Origin of the sequence: Siminovitchia terrae, from assembly GCF_003605405.2 — a bacterium.
GTDB classification, from domain to species: Bacteria; Bacillota; Bacilli; order Bacillales; family Bacillaceae_C; genus Siminovitchia; species Siminovitchia terrae.
In genome coordinates this window covers 25,715-42,321 of the sequence record NZ_QYTW02000028.1, presented here as the reverse complement: position 1 = coordinate 42,321, position 16,607 = coordinate 25,715, and the positions used below count along the sequence as shown (strand labels likewise).

The 16,607-nt window shown below is 38.2% G+C and carries 20 protein-coding genes, 1 pseudogene and 1 riboswitch; of the genes and pseudogenes, 8 read left to right on the top strand and 13 right to left on the bottom strand.

Features of this window, described 5'->3' with window-relative positions; all coding sequences use genetic code 11:
• Positions 1-23 precede the first annotated feature (23 nt).
• A riboswitch (purine riboswitch) is annotated at positions 24-121 on the bottom strand.
• Between the two features lie 138 nt (positions 122-259).
• From D5F11_RS20790 to D5F11_RS20765, 6 genes are all read right to left on the bottom strand, one after another.
• A complete protein-coding gene (locus tag D5F11_RS20790; protein WP_120118770.1) occupies positions 260-706 on the bottom strand; it encodes a universal stress protein in 447 nt (148 codons plus the stop codon).
• A gap of 150 nt (positions 707-856) precedes the next feature.
• The gene (locus D5F11_RS20785; protein WP_120118771.1) at positions 857-1,468 is read right to left on the bottom strand and encodes a CPBP family intramembrane glutamic endopeptidase; all 612 of its coding nucleotides are present in this window, start codon (positions 1,466-1,468) and stop codon (positions 857-859) included.
• A gap of 63 nt (positions 1,469-1,531) precedes the next feature.
• Positions 1,532-1,753, bottom strand: coding sequence for a helix-turn-helix domain-containing protein (locus D5F11_RS20780; protein WP_120118772.1), 222 nt, complete (start codon positions 1,751-1,753; stop codon positions 1,532-1,534).
• Between the two features lie 313 nt (positions 1,754-2,066).
• A complete protein-coding gene (locus tag D5F11_RS20775) occupies positions 2,067-2,408 on the bottom strand; it encodes a hypothetical protein (protein ID WP_120118774.1) in 342 nt (113 codons plus the stop codon).
• Positions 2,409-2,625: 217 nt separating this feature from the next.
• Positions 2,626-3,009 (bottom strand): aspartate 1-decarboxylase, encoded by a 384-nt coding sequence (gene panD, locus D5F11_RS20770; protein ID WP_120118775.1) that lies wholly within the window; start codon positions 3,007-3,009, stop codon positions 2,626-2,628.
• Positions 3,010-3,101: 92 nt separating this feature from the next.
• A complete protein-coding gene (locus tag D5F11_RS20765; RefSeq protein WP_120118776.1) occupies positions 3,102-3,299 on the bottom strand; it encodes a hypothetical protein in 198 nt (65 codons plus the stop codon).
• Positions 3,300-3,994: 695 nt separating this feature from the next.
• On the opposite strand from D5F11_RS20765, the gene D5F11_RS20760 reads away from it, so the two are divergent.
• Positions 3,995-4,453 carry a TraB/GumN family protein gene (locus tag D5F11_RS20760; protein WP_120118777.1) on the top strand — a complete coding sequence of 153 codons (459 nt, stop codon included), beginning with the start codon at positions 3,995-3,997 and terminating at the stop codon, positions 4,451-4,453.
• Positions 4,454-4,468: 15 nt separating this feature from the next.
• Entirely contained in the window at positions 4,469-4,957 is a 489-nt protein-coding gene (locus D5F11_RS20755) for an erythromycin esterase family protein (protein WP_120118778.1), read from the top strand.
• A gap of 758 nt (positions 4,958-5,715) precedes the next feature.
• Here D5F11_RS20755 and D5F11_RS20750 read toward each other — a convergent pair.
• From D5F11_RS20750 to D5F11_RS20740, 3 genes are all read right to left on the bottom strand, one after another.
• Positions 5,716-5,946, bottom strand: coding sequence for a hypothetical protein (locus D5F11_RS20750; RefSeq protein ID WP_120118779.1), 231 nt, complete (start codon positions 5,944-5,946; stop codon positions 5,716-5,718).
• A 512-nt stretch (positions 5,947-6,458) separates the two neighbouring features.
• Positions 6,459-6,830, bottom strand: coding sequence for a hypothetical protein (locus tag D5F11_RS20745; protein WP_185830830.1), 372 nt, complete (start codon positions 6,828-6,830; stop codon positions 6,459-6,461).
• Between the two features lie 286 nt (positions 6,831-7,116).
• Entirely contained in the window at positions 7,117-7,566 is a 450-nt protein-coding gene (locus tag D5F11_RS20740; RefSeq protein ID WP_120118781.1) for an SRPBCC domain-containing protein, read from the bottom strand.
• 172 nt (positions 7,567-7,738) lie between these two features.
• On the opposite strand from D5F11_RS20740, the gene D5F11_RS20735 reads away from it, so the two are divergent.
• A complete protein-coding gene (locus D5F11_RS20735; protein ID WP_120118782.1) occupies positions 7,739-8,533 on the top strand; it encodes a helix-turn-helix domain-containing protein in 795 nt (264 codons plus the stop codon).
• Between the two features lie 375 nt (positions 8,534-8,908).
• Here D5F11_RS20735 and D5F11_RS20730 read toward each other — a convergent pair whose 3' ends face one another.
• Genes D5F11_RS20730 through D5F11_RS20720 form a run of 3 tightly spaced genes read right to left on the bottom strand, consistent with a single transcriptional unit; the run spans position 8,909 to position 11,925 of the window.
• Positions 8,909-9,808, bottom strand: a complete 900-nt coding sequence (locus D5F11_RS20730; protein WP_120118795.1) for a glycine betaine ABC transporter substrate-binding protein — start codon at positions 9,806-9,808, stop codon at positions 8,909-8,911.
• A gap of 2 nt (positions 9,809-9,810) precedes the next feature.
• Positions 9,811-10,668: an ABC transporter permease gene (locus D5F11_RS20725; RefSeq protein ID WP_120118796.1), complete on the bottom strand. Its 858-nt coding sequence runs from the start codon at positions 10,666-10,668 to the stop codon at positions 9,811-9,813.
• Between the two features lie 6 nt (positions 10,669-10,674).
• Positions 10,675-11,925, bottom strand: a complete 1,251-nt coding sequence (locus tag D5F11_RS20720; RefSeq protein ID WP_120118783.1) for a quaternary amine ABC transporter ATP-binding protein — start codon at positions 11,923-11,925, stop codon at positions 10,675-10,677.
• Positions 11,926-12,166: 241 nt separating this feature from the next.
• On the opposite strand from D5F11_RS20720, the gene D5F11_RS20715 reads away from it, so the two are divergent.
• From D5F11_RS20715 to D5F11_RS20695, 5 genes and pseudogenes are all read left to right on the top strand, one after another.
• A complete protein-coding gene (locus D5F11_RS20715; RefSeq protein ID WP_120118784.1) occupies positions 12,167-12,700 on the top strand; it encodes a GbsR/MarR family transcriptional regulator in 534 nt (177 codons plus the stop codon).
• 412 nt (positions 12,701-13,112) lie between these two features.
• A pseudogene (locus D5F11_RS20710) lies at positions 13,113-13,283 on the top strand (replication initiation protein); the annotation flags it as partial.
• Between the two features lie 170 nt (positions 13,284-13,453).
• Complete coding sequence (locus tag D5F11_RS20705; RefSeq protein WP_120118785.1) at positions 13,454-13,825, top strand: VOC family protein; 372 nt, start codon at positions 13,454-13,456, stop codon at positions 13,823-13,825.
• Positions 13,826-14,623: 798 nt separating this feature from the next.
• A complete protein-coding gene (locus D5F11_RS20700; protein WP_120118786.1) occupies positions 14,624-14,959 on the top strand; it encodes a YjgN family protein in 336 nt (111 codons plus the stop codon).
• A gap of 474 nt (positions 14,960-15,433) precedes the next feature.
• On the top strand, positions 15,434-15,640 hold the full coding sequence (locus D5F11_RS20695) for a transcription initiation factor TFIIIB (RefSeq protein ID WP_120118787.1): 207 nt from the start codon (positions 15,434-15,436) through the stop codon (positions 15,638-15,640).
• 105 nt (positions 15,641-15,745) lie between these two features.
• Here the strand turns inward: D5F11_RS20695 and D5F11_RS20690 are convergent, their stop codons facing one another.
• Positions 15,746-16,177 (bottom strand): VOC family protein, encoded by a 432-nt coding sequence (locus D5F11_RS20690; protein ID WP_120118788.1) that lies wholly within the window; start codon positions 16,175-16,177, stop codon positions 15,746-15,748.
• Positions 16,178-16,607 lie beyond the last annotated feature (430 nt).

Sequence of the window (16,607 nt, the reverse complement as noted above, 5' to 3'; positions counted from 1 at the left end):
AGCTACAAAAAGGAGCCTTCAAAATTAAGAAAGCGCCTTTTCGTAGCCAAGGTTTACGGTTCCCTGTAGAAACCCCCACACCAAACAGCGGGGTTATACGAAAATGGCCTATTTAAAAAGTCAGCCTGAACTTGATGATTTCGCCTTCATTATATACAGGGATAAATTTATTGTCAATACTAAATTTTCAAAATATAAAACAAAAAGAGACCACCTTATTTTTTAGGTGATCTCTAATGGCTCGGTTTATCTGATCTGTTTATTCTTTCTCAGTTCTAACGACGAGAACATCACACTTAGCATGGCGAGTAATATGCTCGGAAACACTCCCAAGGAACATTCTTTCCACTGCATTGATTCCTGTTGCCCCGCATATGATTAAATCTGCATTGACTTTTTTTGCTGCGTGTTTTGTAATAACTGTTTTTGGAGAACCCTCTTCAACGATAGTTTCCACTTTGTCAAGGCCTTGTTCCTTTGCCTGTTGAGCATAGCGATCTAGAAGCTCCTGGGCTTGACCAAGGGCCTTCTTAGTAAAATTCATATCGTACATTTCAATACCGCGGTAATAACTTGTATCTACTACATGAACTAGATTCAAGGTTGCATCGTTTCTTTTGGCTACCTCAATCGCTTTTTTGAATGCCCAGTCCGAAGGCTTCGACCCATCAATAGCAACAATAATTTCATGATAAGAAAGGTCCATATGTACATCTCCTTTTTCAATTATTATCTCTATTAAACTATTATTTTTGTAATAAAGCTAGAAATATGTGGAATTAAGCGGGTTGAGGACAGGAGCTTTTAATAATTTGTCATAAAGATTTCTAATTTTCTCGTAATTTATTTTCTGATTTTAATTTGAACCGATAAGAGAGAACATCATGAGGATGCACGAAATCATATTCGTACTGCCATGGAGCAACCAGCTAGAGACAATGGATCCCTTTGATAATTTTTCATTTATCCAACCCATAAGCCAACCGGCAGTACCTGTGACGAAAATGATTACAATCGTCCCGGCTATATCCGTTAGAAACAAAAACATCAAGCCGTGTACAAGTCCAAAGCATGTCGCCTGAATGAAGTTCCCTATGGCAAATCCAAATGCGTGAATGCAACGTTTGCCTAAAAATCCACGAAAAAGGATTTCCTCAGACAAACCGGTTTGCAAATAGGAAAAGATGAATGCAGGTATTATTGCTTTTGCCCCAAGACCGGCAAACTGAGATGCTGCTACAGCCATTGTATCCACACGCGTGGTTAGGATGAAAAATAAAGGGCCGCATAATAATAACAATGTTGCCGTAAATGTAATCCACCATTGTTTTTTGTCATCAATCATTGGCTTTTTCAACCCGATCCAGACGAAAAATGGCTGGCGTCGTTTATTCACAATCAACCACCACAAGAATGGGACGGAGGTAAAAATGAATAACTGTATAAAAGCACTAATAAGTATAGCCATATAATTGCCTCCTTTATTGGTTATATTTTTTTAGATGAGACAATCCCCTGACTCAACTTTCTTCTATTTGCTTTCCTCAATATCTTCCACATATTCCAAAATGTCACCAGGTTGACAGTCCAATGCTTTACAAATCGCATTTAATGTTGAAAAGCGAATCGCTTTCACTTTCCCAGTCTTCAGGTTGGAAAGATTCACAATTGATATGTCTACCTTTTCCGCTAATTGATTCAACTGCATTTTGCGATCCGCCAAGACGCGGTCTAACCGAACAATAATTGACACAACTCATCACTTCCTACACAGTAGCGTCATATTCTTCCTGCAAAAAAGCACCGTAACTAAAGATTTTTGAAAAAATCCATAATAAGGCTCCAGATAGTAACAAGGACCAATCAATGCCAAATAGTTGATATTGAATGCTATGAATCCACTCAACTTGTGTCAGCAGTATATCCAAAGACACCATTTTTCCAACTGAATAGAGAAAATACGTCTTTAGCGGCCGAATCGTAATACTTAAAAAGATAATCATATAAGCAATTCATTTCATCTGTTTACTATTTCGCCCAGAGAAAATCATTCCGTTTCGAATATTTTAAACTAATGTACGCAGTTGCCAAAGAATAATGAAAACAATACCTATCAATATCATCACGATAAGCAAAATTTGAACGAGATAACGCTTTTCATGGAGAAAATGACGCACAAAATCTTGATCCACGATTATTTTAAAGGCCTCTATATGAATGGATAAATGAATGCTTTCCTTTACTAATACACTCTGTACCGTTTCTATTGGGAAAAAGCCAATGGCAAACAGCGACACAACAATCAACGTCATCCCAAGAAGGCATGAAAATAACAGGATGTTTAAAACAATAATCAATAACTTGACGAATTTCATAAAATGTTTGGTTGTGGCTGTCTCATTATACATTCCCCTTTCACAATATAATTGTACTAATTTAAATCAATAATAATTTAATGTTTATCATTAAATTATTATTGATTTGTCAAATTTTATCTCGCGTGACTACCGATAATACGCTAAAAAATTCATGAGTAAAGCATCCTTAGAAAAGTTATTTGGCGTTTCATTCCATACAAAAACACTTACGCCCAACGAATATCAAGCTGTTGGCGTAAGTGTTCGATTACAATATTGTATTTTCCGGTTCAGCCGTTAGAATTTCTTTAATACGGTTGTTTTCATCCATAATGGCCACTTTCGGCTGATGTGAAGCTACTTTTTCTTCTGGGACAAGAACATAGGAAATAATGATTACGATATCACCTTCTTGTACAAGGCGGGCGGCAGCTCCGTTTAAGCAGATGATCCCGCTCCCCCTTTCGCCCGGAATGATATACGTCTCCAAGCGGGCACCGTTGTTATTGTTTACAATCTGCACTTTTTCATTTGCTGTCATGCCGACTGCATCCAAAATATTTGCGTCAATCGTTATACTGCCTACATAATTTAAATTGGCCTCAGTCACTTGTGCACGATGGATTTTTCCATTCATCATTGTTCTGTACATATTCATTCCTCCTGTTACTCCAAATGGATTCATAAATCAAAAAAGAATCCCGGCAAGAAGGCAGAAGGATCCTGATTTTACACGTATGCTTTTCATCCTTCTGTCCCTGTCCGATTACGGATCCGGGCAGATAACCCTTTATCAAATGCGCCTTGGCGTATTTGTGCCCAGATTTTATCGAGCTTAAGCTCGATAAATTTCCTCTGAAAATCTGTGGCATCCGCCGGAGGCTTAACTTTATTCAGCCGGGGTTTGAACCCCCACTGAATGGAATACCAATACGCATTCATCTCACCACTTACAGAAGTGGGAGACTTCTGCTGAATGAAGTTAAAACAGCCACTCGACGGTGCAGTTCAATAATGATACCGCCCATCAAGATTATAACAAAAACGGCATTTCACCGGTAATTAAATGTTGATTGACCCAATTCTAACTTTTCTGTAAAAGCCTTCTATCCCTCTCTCTTACTTTCGATTTATATTTTGGTAGCCGATTGAAATACCTTTCCGATTTACCTTGGAGTATCAGACTATAAATCTTCACTCTTGCAGGTAACGTTAGGGCGACAGATGCTCGAGGGGTTTCTTCGGTCCTAAGTACTTCACTTAATCTTTACACATTCTAGTATTCCTGCAAGGCGATTAGTGTATTAAAAATGTGGAATTACCTTTTTAATAGTTAAATAATAATTAATGTATAAATCTGACTATTCAGTGGAGTATTAGATGAAACAATAGTAGTATTGAGGTATCATCAATCTAATACATTTGTTACGTTGTAAAAAAACTAAAATAGTCTAACGAACAAAAATGGGATACATATACTTCCCAAATGTATGGAAAAAGTGTTATGAAATATGAAAAAAGATACTCCTCGTTATGGTACTTGTACTGCATCGAGATATTCGGATTATTCTATGGAAGACATTTGCTAAATTTTCTTGTGTAACTACCGATACAGTCATTGCTAAATGAGGGATGAAATGATGAATTTTGTCAGAGAAAAAACAAGAAATCGCTGGAAGGAACAAATTAAAAGAACTGCTTCTGAAATAAAAGAAGGTAATGACTTTTCATTTATCGAACATTTTATAAAAGATAAGCGAATTATACTTCTTGGTGAAAATTCACACGGAATAGCAGACTATTTCACGATCAAAACTGACTTAATCCGTTATTTACACCAATATCACGAGTTTCATGTTGTTGTACTTGAAAGCGGTCTTTTGGAAGCGACCTTGTGCAAACAGTTTTTAAGTAATGACTCTCCTGAGAAACAAATCCAAAATAGCTTATTAGATATTTACCATAATGAAGAAATGAAGGCACTGTTTTCCGAGGAATGGGCTCAGACTATAACACTTAGTGGAATGGATCCCCAGCCTACTTATCCTTTAACATCTGAACTTATGTTAGATTGGATAAAAAATCATACGGATTAAGAGTTATATGAATCTATGAGAACTGTTGAAGAACATTATTTTGAATTGCAAGATGAAATGTTGATAAAGATAACAAAATCTTTAAAAAAGAGAATGAAAGTTGCCATTCAAGAATATGAAAACGTATTAAAATTTATAGAAATCAAACGGAAAAACTACACGAATCCTGAAGTACAAAGGATGTTTCTATTAATCCAACGGGGCATGCAAAATAGGTTGCAATGGTTACAGGTGAATTTAAAAAGTTATCTGTCTTCTGGGATCCAACGAGAGTTTAATATGTTTCAAAATTTAGAGTGGTTGATGAATCACTATTATAAAAATGAAAAGATTATTGTTTGGGCTCATAATTTTCATATACGAAAAAGACGAGCCCTGATTGCAAAATTATTAGGAATTAGATCGGTCGGGTATTGGTTGCAAAAAAGTATCCTGAAGACATTTATGCAATTGGGCTTTATGCTGGTAGTGGAGAATTTGCAACGCAATTACGGGTTGAATTAGAAATAGATATTAAGAAAAAAAAGTCATTTAGAGTCATTACTTTATGAGACATTAGAATCAGACTTATTTCTTCCATTGGATGTAAAAAAACAAATCATCGATAAAAAAAGGTGGTTCAAAAGAAGATGGTGGTTATTGGAATCCGGATTTTCAGGCCTTTACCCTTATTTATCTACAAGACCACTATGACGCAATAATTTTTATACGTGAAGTGACCTCCCCCAATTATTTAAAACGGTCTGAATGATAGGACAAAAATTATTTGACGAACGGGTTCATTAGTTTTAACAAAGTCTGCCAAAAGAAAATTTCTTACTATTTTCCGATTATATATTAAATAAATGGTACTTGAGATGTTGTAAGAGCTATTGTTGACAAAAAATATTTGACAATAATTTCAATATCAAATCTATACTTGATATCCTAACCCCCGAAGAACAGCAAAGGATGAACAAAATGATAGACCTATTATTTTGTTCAGACCTTAAAGCAACCTAACCCGTAAAAGAAAATGAAACCAATAGCAGCCTTTCAGGCATTATCAAATGCGCCTTGGCGTATTTGTGCCCAGATTTTATCGAGCTCCGCTCGATAAATTACCTCTGAAAATCTGTGGCATCCGCCGGAGGCTTAACTTTATTCATCCGGGGTTTGAACCCCCACTGAATGGAATACCAATACGCATTCATCTCACCACTTACAGAAGTGGGAGACTTCTGCTGAATGAAGTTAAAAAAACTCTTACATAGCCAGTATTGTTAATCACTTTTTTTATTGCTTATTGGCGCTTCGACAGTACTTTCGCCAATCACTGGCTCAGCCGGACTGTCGTTCCACGCTGGATGCTCTTCTACACTTTGATTAGATTCAGTTGTTTTTTTCTGATTTTCAGAGAGAAATTCGTTTAAAGCATTTTCCTGAGCAGGACTGCATGCTGCAAGCAGCAGAATAGAAAAAGCAACCAGTCCCTGCTTTCGTATTGAAATCAATATTCTGACCTCCCGAAGTTCCGAATTTATTCAGAAACCCATTATAACAACCGGGAGTAGACCAAATTTCACTTTCATCTGTATTTAATCAGCATGTATACTTATGTTAAAAAAAGAAATATGAATTTAATGTTCACAACAGCAGTGATATTGAAAAATTTCATTCAGCCTGACTTGCTACCTTCCCTTGTTCGAGATATCTTCACTTTATATTTATTATGAAAGGAAGTAATAGGATATGAAGTTCTTAAACATGTCCATTGCAGGATTCATATCTGTATTATTTTTGTTATGCTTTGTTACTCCGTTCATCATAATTTACATAAGTATCTATTTTCTACCTGAGGCAGGCACGCCACCCCTTATGCCAAAAGAAGAAGCACCATTCTTGATTCGCAGCTTGCTTCCCTAATTACTTTTAAACGTAAATAAAACCCGGACAAACGCCGGGTTTGTTTTATCGATGTGTTAAATGATGAGCCAAGAAAAGCGTCTCGTTCATCATGCTTAAATCACTGGATATGGCATGATCTATCCTGAGATAAGTAATTAAAATCAGTATTTTTTAAGTTTGGAAGCTTCTCATCAATACCTACAGTAGATAATATTTCTTGAATATAGTCACGTACTGCAAGCATATGAAATGGAAAATCATAATCAAATTCCTCTTCTACACGCAAAATGTCCATAAAATATGAACAATTAGGCTTCATTCCCAAAAGATCATCATTAAAACTTAAAACATCTTGGCAGGATGAATCTGACAGCTCAAAATTTGAAATCAAAAACAATCTTATATGATTTCCATCGTCTGGCTTCTGTGCTACACGTTCCTCATCATAAACCAATAAAAATGCTCCTCTATCGTCATCGCTTAGAACAATTTGAAAGAATTCAATATTATGCAACCTTAATATACGCCGAAATCTGGTACGAAATACTCTCATTTTATCACCTATTCAATCCATTTATTATTTTGTCTATGTAATACGGCCTATCTAAAATAGATAGGCCGCCTTTTTTTGGCAATCGCCACACGAATACTTTAATTATTGCAAATCTGCGGCTATGCTTTTTTATTGCTCCATTAAAGTAGCTAGTATAGCTTTTTTTATTTTCACTTATAATGCAAAATATTTCTTAAAACAGGTGCACAATAACGCTCTTTGGCTAGAAAACTAAATCCAGAGATCTTCCAGTTTCCGCAATAGTTTTAATGTTACTTAGTATCATCCACCAGTATTGATCTGTTTTACTGAAGAGAGGATTGTTCTCTGTCCATTGATCATTAATAAGATGGAGTTTTGTACATGCGCCTACTAATTCCAAAGATAAGGTAACTCGACTTTCCATCTGGGCATGTTCAGCGTAGTGAGAAGGACCAGGGTGATCCGTGTAGCTCAAAATTCGGTTCGGTTCATATTGAAGTAGTTTGCCATAAATGTGAACAGTCTCATCTCCATCGGCACCCGGTCCTATAAATTGAATATCATCGCCCACCTGATATGTTGATTGGATAACTCCACCCATGAATGCTTTGACTGATTTCTCCGGGTTAACCAAAACATCCCACACTTGCTCAGGATTCGTATCGATATAAAATACATACTCCAATTTCACGTTTAATTCCTCCCACTATAAACTAATATTTTCTGCTCATTTAATGACTTTTGCTTCGTCCGTTAGGATCAATTGTGGTTTATAATGAAATCATAACATGTGTCAGCCATTAATTATTGTAAAATCGCGCCAACCCATGAATGCAAAAAATTCGTATCAGGGGCTGAATCAAGTGAAAAACAATCGCAATCCGAATATGGGGATTTTGAATTATGAAACGGGCAAAAATAAGTTTTCAATTACCCGTCACGCTCCGTCCGACAGTCTCAAATTTTTTATACAACATTACTGGCTTGTCGAGTGGGACTTACGAGAACATTCCCCCTATACCCAAGAAGTTTTACAGCATCCGGGAGTAAACGTGGTTTTCCAGCCTGGCAATTCGTACATATGCGGAATAGAAAGCAGAAAATCTGTAAATATTTTACAAGATCAAGGACAGATTGTAGGCGTTCTTTTTAGACCTGGAGCTTTTCATTGCTATGTCCAAGCGCCTGTTTCTACACTTACAGATCAAGTCGTCAATATTTCCGATTACTTTAACTTAGATATTAATACTTTTGAAGAGCAACTATTTGCACTTAAGAATAAAGAAGAGAAGATTGTGATCGTTGAACAGTTATTACAGCAAAGTATGCCTGAACATGATAAAACGGTTGACTTACTGAATGAAGTGATTGATAAGATCGTTTATAATGCTGACATCACTAAAGTCGAACACTTAGTCGATCAGTTCGGCATTTCCAAGAGGACATTACAACGTTGGTTCAATCAATATATAGGTGTGAGCCCTAAATGGGTTATTCGGCGTTATCGAATGCATGAGGCGATCGAGTTAATAGAACGTGGAGCGGATATGACTCAATTGGCGATGGATCTCGGCTATTTCGATCAAGCCCATTTTAGCAAAGATTTCAAAGCAGCAATCGGCAAATCTCCGAAGCAATATGCGAAAAACAACGATTAGTTCAGAGTTACCCGAAGAGTAAAAAACAGGAGTTGGATATTGCCTTTTTTCCTCGTGTTTCAGGGTTCCACCTTACTAAGCCGGACAAGAGGGCAATTCCTTGTCCTGTTTCTCCTAATACGGCTTTCCGACTTTCTTCTTCTTTTGGCTTCGGTTAATTCGCCAATTTTATTAATAAATATTTGACTTCCTTCACTGTATCTTGAATTTTGAAGTGTTTTTATCTCTCTAGGTGTAAATGTTATCTTACTCATGTTGTCCCCTTATTCCCCATATCTTGAAATTCAAGTATATAAAAAAATACCTGTAGATAAAACACTCTTTTTCAAGTGTCCTAACTACAGGTTCCATATTAAAAGGGAGCTCCTTTCATCACTACTCTTTTAAATCCTCAATAGAATCAATGTTCATATATTCAGGGACGGCCAGACCGATTTTTACGCCTTCCATGCTGACTCCAATGTCGTCCAGCTTGTCGCCAAATTTTTCGAGATATGTTTTATGTGTGACAGGAAGCCAGCCAGCAAGCAGAGCATCTGCGCTTCCGTCCGCTACAGCGGTGTACATTGGACCTGCTTCAACCTGTGATAATTCCACTTCATATCCCAGATCTTCTAAGACTGTTTTTACAACGTTTGTGCTGGCTATTTCGCTGTCCCAAGAGACATAGATGAATTTAAATTTGTCGCCGTCGACTTTGTCTACACCTTTTGTCCATTCATCCACTTTATCCTGATTCTCTTCGACCCACTTCTTAGCGGCATCTTCCGGTTTTGCGCCTTCTTGGATGTCAACCATGACGGCTCCCATGTCCTCTTCTTTCCAATGGAACTGCTGAAGGACTTTGTATGCTTCCGGTTTATCTTCTTTTAAACCGAGTCGGCCGATGGTATGGATTTCTTCTTCTCCACCATAGGAACCTTCCGGATCTTCGAGATATTTTAGATCATATTTAGAGAACATCCAGTGCGGGTTCCAACCAGTAATAATGATCGGCTCCTCTTTATCGTAAGCTTTTTTCAAAGCGGCGGTCATAGCAGCGCCAGAACCGGAAACTAGTTCCCAGTCTTCTAGGTCATAGTCTTCAATGGCTCTTTCTGTTGCTTCCATGATTCCGGCACCAGGGTCAATCCCCGTGATTTTGTAATTGACGCTTTCCCCGACAGAGCCGGATCCGGAGGAATCTCCTCCTGACTTTGCGTCGTCGCTTCCACATGCTGCAAGGCCGACAGCCAATAGTGCCGCAGCTCCTAATCCTGTAAATTTCTTTTTCAAACTCATGAAATCGATCCCCTTTCTTTTCCTTTTCCTTTTCCTGCTTGTTGTGTCACTCTATCTAAAATGATGGCAATAACCACGATTGCCAGACCCGCTTCAAAACCGACGCCTACTTTCAGTTGTGTCACAGCGCGGTACACTTCTTCCCCAAGTCCCGGTGCACCTACCATGGAGGCGATGACGACCATTGATAGGGCAAGCATGATACTTTGGTTCACACCGGCCATGATTGAAGGCATAGCGAGTGGGATTTGCACTTTTACCAATTTTTGCATCGTCGTTGAACCGAACGCTTCTGTCGCTTCAATTAAATCCTCCGGAACCTGGCGGATACCAAGTGTTGTCAGCCGGATGGTAGGAGGTGTTGAAAAAATGACGGAAGAGATCACTCCCGGCACCACTCCTATGTTAAAAAAGAAAATGGCCGGCAAAAGGTAAACAAATGCAGGCATCGTCTGCATAAAGTCCAAAATCGGTGTAACGATTCTTCTGACGGTATGATTCTGGGATGCCCAGATGCCGATTGGAATTCCTATGGCCACTGAAATGATGACCGATGTCAGAACCAATGCAAGCATTTGAAGCATCGGGCCCCAATAACCTAAATAATCAATGAATAATAGCCCGATAAATGAAAATAGGGCTATTTTTTTATTTGCTATCCACCATGCCAGCAATCCGAAAATCAGTGCGAACAGAATGGATGGCGCTATATTAAACAGATCCACCAAACCTGTGACAAAACCGTCCAAAACAGTAGTTATTCCGTCGAAAACAATACCGAATGTCGTGACGAGCCAATCCACCATTTCATCCACCCACGCAGCAAGTGGAATTTGCGGGATTAAATCACTCATACTCATCTAATGCACCTCCCGCATATGAATGCTGTCCATTGATTCGGATTGTTCATTAATAAACTCATTATCACCAGACATGGCGCCGATGAGGGCTCCGCGGATAATGATCCCTTGCAGTCTATGTTTCTCATCTACTACAGCAACAGGAATTGATGCGGTTGAAACGAGATTGAAGAGATCAGAAAGGAGGGTGTCTACCTTCACGGCAGGAATGTTTTCAATGAGGACATCCTTCAGCGACTTGCCCTGTTCAAATGCTTTATTGGCATCCTGGGCGGTCACTGCTCCGAGCAAGCGATTTTGTTTATCGACTATATAGATGGAAGAAATGCCATGGTGCTTCATTAGTCTTAGAGCAACCCTTGGTCCTCTGTCCAATTGTACACTTTCCGCCTGTTTCATGATGTGGCTCGCTGTCAATACACGGGAGAGGTCCACATCCTCGACGAACCGCTCAACATATTTGTTGGATGGATTCATCAATATCTCTTCTGGTGTGCCTATCTGGACAATCTGTCCGTCTCTCATCAATGCGATCCTGTCACCAATCCGCAGCGCTTCATTCAGATCATGTGTGATGAAAATGATTGTTTTGCCCATTTCATCGTGTAATTGAATCAATTCGTTTTGCATATCTTTCCGAATCAGCGGGTCGAGTGCACTGAATGCCTCGTCCATGAGCAAAATATCCGGGTCATTGGCAAGCGCTCTTGCAAGTCCGACTCTCTGTTGCATTCCGCCGCTCAGTTGATCTGGATACTGGCTTTCATAACCTTCGAGTCCAACGAGTTTCAATGACTCTCTTGCCTTTATATCCCGTGCTTCTTTGCTCACCCCTTGGACCTCCAACCCATATTCCGTGTTCTCCAGTATGGTTCGGTGAGGGAAGAGTGCGAATTTTTGAAAGACCATGCCGATCTTTTCTCTTCTTACTTTCCGCAGTTCTTCCTTATTCAGGGATACGATATCCGCGCCGTCCAGGAATACATGTCCTGCCGTCGGTTCGATCAGTCGATTCAGCATCCTGACAAGAGTCGACTTTCCACTGCCGGAAAGCCCCATGATGACAAATATCTCACCATCATAGACATCGAATGTTGCATTTTTGACCCCGACAGTTGCACCCGTTGACTCCAGGATGTCTGCTTTGGTTTTTCCGGCATCCAAAAGCTGCAACGCTTTTTTTGGATGTTTGCCAAAAATTTTAGTCACATCTTTAACTTCTATTTTCTTATATGACTTTTTCTCATTCATTTTTTCACCCCTTAGCTATATTACAAGTGTAGGGGAAACAGCATATCGACTCAAACATGGTATTCAGCACATAACGTTTATAAAGTGTGTACAGTTTAAACTGTACACGAAAAATGAATGGCATGCTTACAAATGCTCTGCTTTCCTGTTGTATCCTACCCCATTGAATTCTTTACTTTACAAACAATCTGTAATAATGTAATTAAGAATTAGCGTGAGAAATTTTGAGGATGTGAGTGTTTTGGAGGGCAGAGAACAACTTGAAAAAGCTCGGGAGCGGATTATCGAAGTTATCGCTAAAAATATTGACTTGTACGGAATGACACATTCTGCTGGAAGATTATATGGAACGATGTTTTTCCATAGTAAACCGTTGACGCTGGATGAGATGAAAGAAGAATTGGGAATGAGCAAGACAAGTATGAGCACAGCTGTCAGAGCCCTGTCCGATATCAAGCAGGTGGAGCGGGTCTGGAAAAAGGGTGTCAGAAAAGACCTGTACCAAGTAGAGGAAGACTGGTACCAGGGTTTCATAGACTTATTTTCCATCAAGTGGAGGAACGCTGTTTCCATGCATCTTACTGCGATAAAAAAATCACTGGCGGAATTGAAAAAGCTGGTTGAAGATGAAAATATTAGCTCGGAAATCAAAGAACTTGCCATGATAGACATTGATAAATTGGAGTATGCATATCATTATTACGAATGGGTTGACCGAGTGGTCGAAGCATTTGAAAACCACGATATTTTTGAGCTTGTGCCGAAACACTTATAGGTGGCGAGGCCTTGAGAATAGGGACAATTTTTCCGGTGGAGAGAAGACGATTTGTTTCTATCACTTACCTGTGGAATAAGACTTTTTCTGACAAAAAGACAACTTCACGCTTTGTTTTGTGTTTTACTATTATTTTGTTTTAGATGTTTTCCTTGTTCTATTGTTTTCCGCGTCGAAATTTGTTGTTATATCAAGCCTTTCAGCACTTAACTATAACAAAAATGGTGCGAACTATAACATTTTTGGTTCCGCCTACAAGACATGGTGTGGATTATCACCGGATGCGAAACGGTATTGAGGCTCCCCATCTCATTGAAAGATAACATCTTTGGTGTGTTTAGCCATTATGAAATGAAATATAACAATATTTTTCTTTTGTTATAGTAAAAAGTTTGTCATAATGTCATTGTTCATGGCATCCATTGAATTGGTTGAGCCGAGTAAGGATAATATTGTCACTAAGTCCAATGTCCTGATTGAAGCCAACTATAAGCTCGGTGTTGTGGAGCAAAAGATCATACTGGTTCTGGCGAGCAATATTCAACCTTCGGATGATGATTTTAAGACATATACTTTACCCATCGGGATCGGGCCATTTTGTTGAAGATCATTAAACATGGATAAGATTGGATCTATTAAAAATACGATAAGAAATGCTTATTGACATTTATATGGAATGAATAATTTTAAGTATTAATAGTCCAAGTTATACTTTTAGTTGGGAGACGAATTGGAGAAGGATGGTGTTTTATTATGTTGTATTCATTCACTGGAATTGATCATGTTCAATTAGTTGCACCAAAAGGAAGCGAAAATATAGCACGTGGTTTTTTCAATGGTGTTCTTGGCATGGAGGAAATCCCGAAGCCCGAAAACTTGGTGAAACGTGGCGGTGTTTGGTTTAAATGTGGAGCGCATCAACTTCATATAGGAATTCAGGAAGACTTTATACCGGCCAAAAAGGCACATCCAGCTTTCCACGTTGAAAATTTAGAAGGGCTGCGCGAGCAGATAATCAATAAAGGGATCAAAGTCATTGAAGATGAACCACTCGAAGGCGCTAAACGTTTTTATGTAAATGACCCATTCGGTAATCGCTTGGAATTCCTTCAATGGATTAAATAATCCCGCTGTTAGTTAGGGCACTACAATATGTTTGATTTAAGCCCCAAGCTTTATAAAAATAATGTCTGTCTTCAGGTCTGATACTGATTCAAGCTTTTGGGGCTCTTCGGAATTTGATTTTCTACCTTTAAATAAATTAAAGATCCTTTTAATCATTGCTTGAAGCACCTCCCGCATCGTTTTAAACTTACGAATAATATGTATCATTTTAATATTAGGTAACCATTAAGTGGATGTAGATCCCTAGTGCATCCTTCACTAAAATAACCGCTGACAATCTTTCAACGAGTTCCCCCTCCGTTATCTCTCTAATTAAGCAAATACAGCAATTACTTCCTTTCTAAGAAATAAAATGATAGGATTTATTTACCTATTCAAGGAGGATGAAAATGGATAAAAAGAAATACTTTATACTTTTCCCCCCGTTTCTTATTCTGGGGATTGTCCTAATTATCATACTCCCAGATCATCGTACATTTTACGCATTCTTGGCGATTCTTGGTTTTTGGATTACATACTATTGTTGGATTTTCCTAGAAAAAAAGAAACGGAATAAATAACCGCTGAAAATTTGCAGCAGCTCATTTTTATCTCCTCGTATGCACCTTAAAGTTAAACATTTCCAACGAAGCGTTTCTGAAAAAGATATCGGGTGTAGATAAAAACTTGTCGATTCCTATAATGGAGATAGAATGGCTGGGGTTAGAAAAAGTAAAGGTACATCCAATATGAATTGGTAGAAAGACTTGATTCCTCGCGGAAAACTAACTTGCATAATCCAAAAATGGAGGGGTATACGTGCAAACGGAAAAGCTTGAAACACGTAAAGGAGGAACATCTTATTTTGACGGAGGACTATTACAGTACATAGGTTGGGCTATTCTTGGTACGCTTGTAACGATTTGCACCTTCGGTATTTGCTATCCATGGTCTATCACCATGATCTATGGATGGAAAATTAATCACACTGTCATCGAAGGTAAGCGAATGCAATTTCATGGTTCTGCAATTGGATTATTCGGACATTGGATTAAATGGTGGTTCTTTACAGTCATTACATTGGGTATTTATGGATTTTGGGTATTTATAAAATTAGAAGACTGGAAAGCTCGTAATACTACTTTTGTTAATTAATGCCCTGCCCTTTCGGGCTTTTCTTTCAAGCAAAGCAGGAACGTTGAAGAGATATTAGAGTTTTTCAGGATGATTCAAGTTATCAACTCTGTTCGGAGCTTATTTTTCACCGTTTACCTGCAAAGATGCTATTATGTATAACATATCCTATAATTTCCCCCTTCCTATGAATGATCTAAATGTGGAATATGACTCTTTTTGAACTACTCCCACTTAACATACTTACGGTCTGTCTGTCAGGAAATGATAAAATAGAGATAATAAATCAAAACAAACATTATTGGATTGGTCATTTGTTGGTTAACTCTTGTTTATACAAGTTGGGATTATTTGTTTTATATCTTCCTTGACTAAGAAGATCGTTTCAATATCTATGTCATTAAAAATTTTTTCGTATTCCTACTTGCTTAAGCACGCGAACCTGTATTAGAACTTTGGACAATCAAACCCGAACCTTAAACGGAGGTTTTCAAAATGGAAAAATCTACAAAAGTAGCAGAATGCCCAAAATGTGGTGGAAAAGAATTGGGCAAGGGTAAGCATACAGGGTATGGAGTTATGTACCCGGATGGTAAGATGGGCCTGGGCTCAGATGTTGAATATGTTATTTGTACTGATTGTGGATTTATAATTGAAAGCTATGTAAAAAAACCGGAGAAATTTAAAGGTACACTTTTTTAAAGAGATATAATTCATAGGCTAATATTTCAGTCGCAAAAACATTACGGTGATCATTTTAAGCCCGGTCGGGTCAGCACCGGGCTTTTTCGTGGATAGGGAATTTTTTTACTCAATAATTAACATATCATTTTCATCAAACTGCCAATCTTCCCCATAAGCAACCTCCCAATAATAGCCATCAGGGTCTGAAAAGTATCCGCTATATCCGCCCCAAAAAACAGTTTGAGGTTTTTTGACAATTGTCCCTCCAGCTCGTTCGGCTTTTTCAAAAATCCGATCAACTTCTTCAACGGATTTTGCGTTATAAGCAAGAGTAATACCTGGTAAACCTGTTCTAACCGGGGCTTCCTGTTCATTGATATCTTTTGCCAACTCATGTAAAGGATATAATGCTAATTTACTTCCCCCATTATTAAAGAACACAATTCCTGGATTATCTTCATCCACCATCGTTTCAAAACCAAGACCGTCCCTATAGAATTTTAAAGAGTCATCCATATCTTTTACACCAAGTGTTATCAAATTTATTCTGTTCATATTACTCATCCTCTTGTTTTATTTAGTTACTCAAATTTTAAGTCTTTTAAGCAAATAAAGCGACCCATTCTCATAAAGAAAAGCCCTTTTCTTGTAAACGGGCGATTCGAAGGGCTGGCGGCAAAATCAATAAAGTACATTTCGTTCCATTCATCAGGGTAGAATCGTAGTATATCTTCGGAAAAAAAGCTGGATCGTCCCAGTAACCATCAAGAAGTTATTCGTGTATCTTGGCACATCAGAAAAAAGATCGCATCTTTACCTTTTTGATTTAAGGGCGAATAGAGCATATACACATAGGTATACTCCAAAAGCTAGTCCCAAAGCACTTGTATAGTTGACTGGTTGATAATACAAATCATTCACGATATTATTGATAAAAAAAATAAGCATTGCTACCGTTAACACTAACATTATCCATATCATTAGT

Excerpts from the sequence above, each read along its gene's own strand:
- D5F11_RS20790 (WP_120118770.1), bottom strand. The coding sequence starts at position 706 with ATGGACCTTTCTTATCATGAAATTATTGTTGCTATTGATGGGTCGAAG.
- D5F11_RS20785 (WP_120118771.1), bottom strand. The coding sequence starts at position 1,468 with ATGGCTATACTTATTAGTGCTTTTATACAGTTATTCATTTTTACCTCC.
- D5F11_RS20775 (WP_120118774.1), bottom strand. The coding sequence starts at position 2,408 with ATGTATAATGAGACAGCCACAACCAAACATTTTATGAAATTCGTCAAG.
- panD (WP_120118775.1), bottom strand. The coding sequence starts at position 3,009 with ATGTACAGAACAATGATGAATGGAAAAATCCATCGTGCACAAGTGACT.
- D5F11_RS20765 (WP_120118776.1), bottom strand. The coding sequence starts at position 3,299 with ATGAATGCGTATTGGTATTCCATTCAGTGGGGGTTCAAACCCCGGCTG.
- D5F11_RS20760 (WP_120118777.1), top strand. The coding sequence starts at position 3,995 with ATGATGAATTTTGTCAGAGAAAAAACAAGAAATCGCTGGAAGGAACAA.
- D5F11_RS20755 (WP_120118778.1), top strand. The coding sequence starts at position 4,469 with ATGAGAACTGTTGAAGAACATTATTTTGAATTGCAAGATGAAATGTTG.
- D5F11_RS20725 (WP_120118796.1), bottom strand. The coding sequence starts at position 10,668 with ATGAGTGATTTAATCCCGCAAATTCCACTTGCTGCGTGGGTGGATGAA.
- D5F11_RS20720 (WP_120118783.1), bottom strand. The coding sequence starts at position 11,925 with ATGAATGAGAAAAAGTCATATAAGAAAATAGAAGTTAAAGATGTGACT.
- D5F11_RS20705 (WP_120118785.1), top strand. The coding sequence starts at position 13,454 with ATGTTGTATTCATTCACTGGAATTGATCATGTTCAATTAGTTGCACCA.
- D5F11_RS20695 (WP_120118787.1), top strand. The coding sequence starts at position 15,434 with ATGGAAAAATCTACAAAAGTAGCAGAATGCCCAAAATGTGGTGGAAAA.
- D5F11_RS20690 (WP_120118788.1), bottom strand. The coding sequence starts at position 16,177 with ATGAACAGAATAAATTTGATAACACTTGGTGTAAAAGATATGGATGAC.